Genomic DNA, 4,151 nt, shown 5'->3' on the forward strand with positions numbered 1-4,151 from the left:
GATGATGGGCGTTCCTAGCGTAGCCCCGTGTCAGTCGTGTGGCGTCCGAGAAGAAGCGGGGAGGGGGCGCTTCTTCGCCGGGCGGTGGGCTGCCCTCCTTACGAGAGGGAGGCGAGATTGTCGTCGTGGAGGTGGTGGGTGTGCGCGCGCAGGTCGCGCCAGGTGGCCTCGTAGTCCTCGCGGGCGTGCGTCCAGGCCGCTCCGTGCGAGCGGCCCAGGTGCATGAGCAGGCCGCGGGCGTCCTGGAGGCCGCGCTTCAGGAGTTCGACTTCGTGGCGGGAGAGGAGTTGGGCGGCTTCCCACAGCGCCACCAGGGCGCCCAGGTGGCGCAGCTCGGCTTCGCGCTCACGGCGGTAGCCCGCGCGGAGGAGTTCCCACTGGTCGCCCGCGCGGTCGAGGGCGTCATCGAAGCGCGTGCGGGCCTTCTCCGCGTCGGCCTTCGCGCGGTGCCAGTCCTGATGATCCGCGTGGCGGAGCGCCTGGACTTCACGGTGGAAGTCATCACTGCGTTCCCGGGCGTCGAAGAGGAGGTCGAGCTCGTCCTCGCTCTCCGCGAGGCCCGCCTGGGCTTCGATTTCGAGGAAGCGAGCGGTCGCCGCGCGTTGCTCCGCTTCCATCGTCTGGATGTATGCATCCCGCTCCGTCATGGGCGTCCCCCCGGCACGTTGGATGGGAAGAGGATGGGAACGCGCGCGGGTGGATGCAGGGAGGGGCGGGCGTGAGGCGGAGCGCTCAGTCGAGGAAGCGGCGCTCCAAGCGGCGCCGGACCCTGACGAGGTCGTGCTCGTGGGGTTGCGGAGGGCCGGGATGCTCCTGGTACAGCCAGGATTCGAGCACGCGCGCGAGCTCCCGGTAGGCGGGGAGTGTCTGTCCGTGCTCGGTGTCACCGGCCTCCGGCCACGGGCCCAACGTGACGACAGCGCGGTCGGGTCCCAGTTCCTCCACGGAGGTGTCCGGGGAGTGGAGACGGGCGCGCAGGGCCGTGGCGCCTCCCAGTTCCGCGAGCACTGGCGGCCCCATGAAGTTCATCCAGGCGGGGCCAATCACGCGGGTGCCAATCCCACGGGAGCGTCCATCCAGAGACAGCACATCCATCGCAGGGTGACGGAGGGCGAGCTTCTCCACTTCGGAGAGGACGGACGAAACCAGGGGTTCTCCAAGGAAGGCGAGGCCCGCGTGGCCACTGCTGAAGGGGAGGGACTTCGCCATGTCGAGTGCCAACTCACGGACGCGTCCCGGGCCATGTGTCTCCAGGAACTCCGTGGGCAGCGAAACCGCCAGTGCGCTGACCTCCTCCGGCCCGTAAAAACCGTCCGGATGACCGAGTGGCTTCCCGATGTAATGGAAACCGAATCGATCATCCATTTGAGCTGCCTCCGTCAGATGGATCCTGGCGCCTGCCCCATCATGAAGCTCCCGAAACGTGAGTTCCCATGCCTTGGCATCAAGCGTCTGCCATTCACCCTCATGATCCAGATACGAGCCAAGCGAGTTCCTGCCGATGAAATCCCGATACGCGTCCAGCGTTCGCTGCACACCAGCGCTCAGGGCCTCGTGTGGGTGAGGCATGTAGAAGCAGATCTGGAGCCCATCGCGAGCAACCAGAATCTCTCCGTTTTTCACATGGAGGCGAATGCGAGGAATGGAACTGCTCACTCGAGCACTCCAAACCATGGAGCGATGCGCCAGACCTGCTGCGCGCCCAGGCCAAGTGCTTTCATGTAGAAGTCCTTTTGCGAGGGCGCCGTTCCAGGAGGCGAACCTGGTTCAGGCATCGCCCGCCAGTTGGGGGGATTGCTGACGTCGGAGCAGGGGAACTTCAAGTCATAGACAGATTGGGCCTGAAGAGGGTCGCCCTGGTGGATGACGACGTCGGGGACAAGGGTGCCCTTGAGCTGGGCACCACGCCCCTCGCGGAGCAGGGCATTCACTTCCTCCTGAGGGACATACTTCGTCTCGGGAATCCGCCGATCATACCGATAGGTGGGCTCCAGGCTGAACCTTCCTGGAACCACGGTGTCGAGCCGCTGCCGGGAGCACTCCAGGGCGACCTGGTGCATGGCGGTGCCCCACTTCATGGCCCGTGTCACGGGCTCCCCGCGCGCATTGTGTGAGACCACTTCGTTGCACTCCTCCTTCGTGGGGCTCCGGCCTCCGTGCTCACGAATCAGGACCTCCGAGCGGGCCAGGTCCGCGCACTCCTTCAGCACCTGCTCCACTGCCCGCCGTGTGTCCTCGTCCAGCACGGCTCGAGCCACTGCGACAAGCACGGCCACTTCCACCGCACGCGGCACCTGGACCACCGCCCCCTCGCCCACGCACAGAGCCGGGTTGTGGCGGCAGCTGTTCCACACCGTGTCGAAGCTCTGCGCATAGGTCGCTGGCGGTCGCGGCGCGCCCGCGCAACCGAGCCCCACCACCGCCAACACCCACAGCCACCCTGTCCGAAGTCCCGGCATCCCCCCATCCTGCCAGCACCTCGGGGGCAGGTAGGCCCCTTGGCGTGAGACAGCGACACCGCGCCTTTCCACCACACCTGTGCGAATGGCCCCCCTGCCGGGAGGGCCCATCGACGCATGAGACGTGAATCGGTACCCTGCGGCCCCGTGACCGTCGCCGAGAAGAATGAGAAAGCCGTTCGTCACCGCAAGATTGGCGCCTGCCGCGTGCTGGGAGAGCTGGGCCGCGGTGGCATGGCCATCGTGTATCGCGGCCTGCACGAGCTGCTGCAGCGCGAGGTGGCCATCAAGGAGCTGCTCCCCGAAGGTCAGCGCGACAAGGAGGCCCTGTCACGCTTCCGCCGCGAGGCCCTGGCGCTCGCCGCCTTCCGCCACCAGAACATCGTCACCCTCTATGACCTGGTGGAGAAGAACGACAGCTTCTTCATGGTCATGGAGTTCGTCGACGGGCCCACCCTCCACGGCCTCATCAAGGAGGGCCCGCTGCCCCCGGACGTCGCCGCCGTCATCTGCGCACGCATCGCCAGCGCGCTCGACCACGCCCACTTCCGCCGCATCATCCACCGCGACCTCAAGCCCGCGAACGTCATGCTCACCAAGTCCGGTGAGGTGAAGCTCATGGACTTCGGCATCGCCAAGGACGTGGGCCTCGAAGCCCTCACCCAGCAGGGCATGGCCGTGGGCACGCCCTCCTACATGTCCCCCGAGCAAGTCACCGGCGCCCCCATCGACGCGCGCACCGACATCTTCTCCCTCGGCGTGCTCCTCTACGAGACCCTCTCCGGCACCCGCCCCTTCGTGGGCAAGTCCGCCGGCGAGGTGTTCGCCCGCATCCGCGACGGCAAGTTCACGCCCCTCCACAAGGTGGCCCCCAACGTGCCCGCGCCCCTGGCGCGCATCGTCAAACGCGCGCTGGCCGTGAAGCCGGAGGCCCGCTTCCCGGACGCCGCCGCCATGCGCCGCGAGCTGGACCTGTTCCTCGCCCGCGAAGTGCCCGTGTCCCACCCCGCGCTGCTCGTGGCCTTCCTGCGCTACCGCCAGAAGCTCACCGAGACCGAGGCCCTCGCCCACCTCACCCAGCAGGAGCTGGGCGTGCTGGACGTGTTCGACGCGCCGAAGCCCCCTCGACGCAGCCAGCGCAAGTGGATGCTGGCCGCGCTCGCCGCGGGCACGGCCGCCGCCGGCACGGGCCTCTACCTCTCCCAGGCCCACTGGCTGCCCTTCCTGGAGCAGCTCAGCCGGTGACAGGGGAGGGAGGCCCACACGCCGGGCGTGGGCCTACTTCTTCTTGTCGTGCGTGACGGTGACGATGGTGCCGATGCCGCCGCGCACGAAGAAGTCGCCCACCACGGTGAGCTTGCGCGGCTGGATGGCCTTCACGATGTCGTCCGCGATGGTGTTGGTCACCTTCTCGTGGAAGGCACCCTCGTTCCGGTAGGACCACATGTAGAGCTTCAGGCTCTTGAGCTCCACGCAGAGCTGATCCGGCACGTACTTGATGGTGAAGCGCGCGAAGTCCGGCTGGCCCGTCAGGGGGCACAGGCAGGTGAACTCCGGGACGTCGAAGGCGATCTCGTAATCGCGCTCGGGGGCGGGATTGGGGAAGGTCTGGACTTCCTTGGACGGCATTGAGGACATGGGGTGTCGTGTAGCACACGTCCGCCGCCTGTCGCCGCTCCCGCAAGCGGTGCC

5 protein-coding genes are annotated in these 4,151 nt (G+C 67.5%); 1 reads left to right on the forward strand and 4 read right to left on the reverse strand.

The features are described from left to right. Positions 1-98 precede the first annotated feature (98 nt). From D7V93_RS39350 to D7V93_RS39360, 3 genes are all read right to left on the reverse strand, one after another. Complete coding sequence (locus D7V93_RS39350; protein ID WP_120648183.1) at positions 99-647, reverse strand: hypothetical protein; 549 nt, start codon at positions 645-647, stop codon at positions 99-101. A gap of 85 nt (positions 648-732) precedes the next feature. Next, positions 733-1,656 carry a DUF3396 domain-containing protein gene (locus D7V93_RS39355; protein WP_244237776.1) on the reverse strand — a complete coding sequence of 308 codons (924 nt, stop codon included), beginning with the start codon at positions 1,654-1,656 and terminating at the stop codon, positions 733-735. After that, positions 1,653-2,459, reverse strand: coding sequence for a hypothetical protein (locus D7V93_RS39360; RefSeq protein ID WP_147451580.1), 807 nt, complete (start codon positions 2,457-2,459; stop codon positions 1,653-1,655). The genes D7V93_RS39355 and D7V93_RS39360 overlap by 4 nt, the downstream gene beginning before the upstream one ends. A gap of 234 nt (positions 2,460-2,693) precedes the next feature. Here D7V93_RS39360 and D7V93_RS39365 point away from each other — a divergent pair, with 234 nt between their 5' ends. Beyond that, positions 2,694-3,704: a serine/threonine-protein kinase gene (locus tag D7V93_RS39365; RefSeq protein WP_244237777.1), complete on the forward strand. Its 1,011-nt coding sequence runs from the start codon at positions 2,694-2,696 to the stop codon at positions 3,702-3,704. Between the two features lie 33 nt (positions 3,705-3,737). Here the strand turns inward: D7V93_RS39365 and queF are convergent, their stop codons facing one another. Continuing rightward, positions 3,738-4,097, reverse strand: coding sequence for a preQ(1) synthase (queF, locus tag D7V93_RS39370; RefSeq protein ID WP_120648186.1), 360 nt, complete (start codon positions 4,095-4,097; stop codon positions 3,738-3,740). Between the last annotated feature and the right edge of the window lie 54 nt (positions 4,098-4,151).

Source organism: Corallococcus llansteffanensis (assembly GCF_003612055.1).
Lineage (GTDB): Bacteria > Myxococcota > Myxococcia > Myxococcales > Myxococcaceae > Corallococcus > Corallococcus llansteffanensis.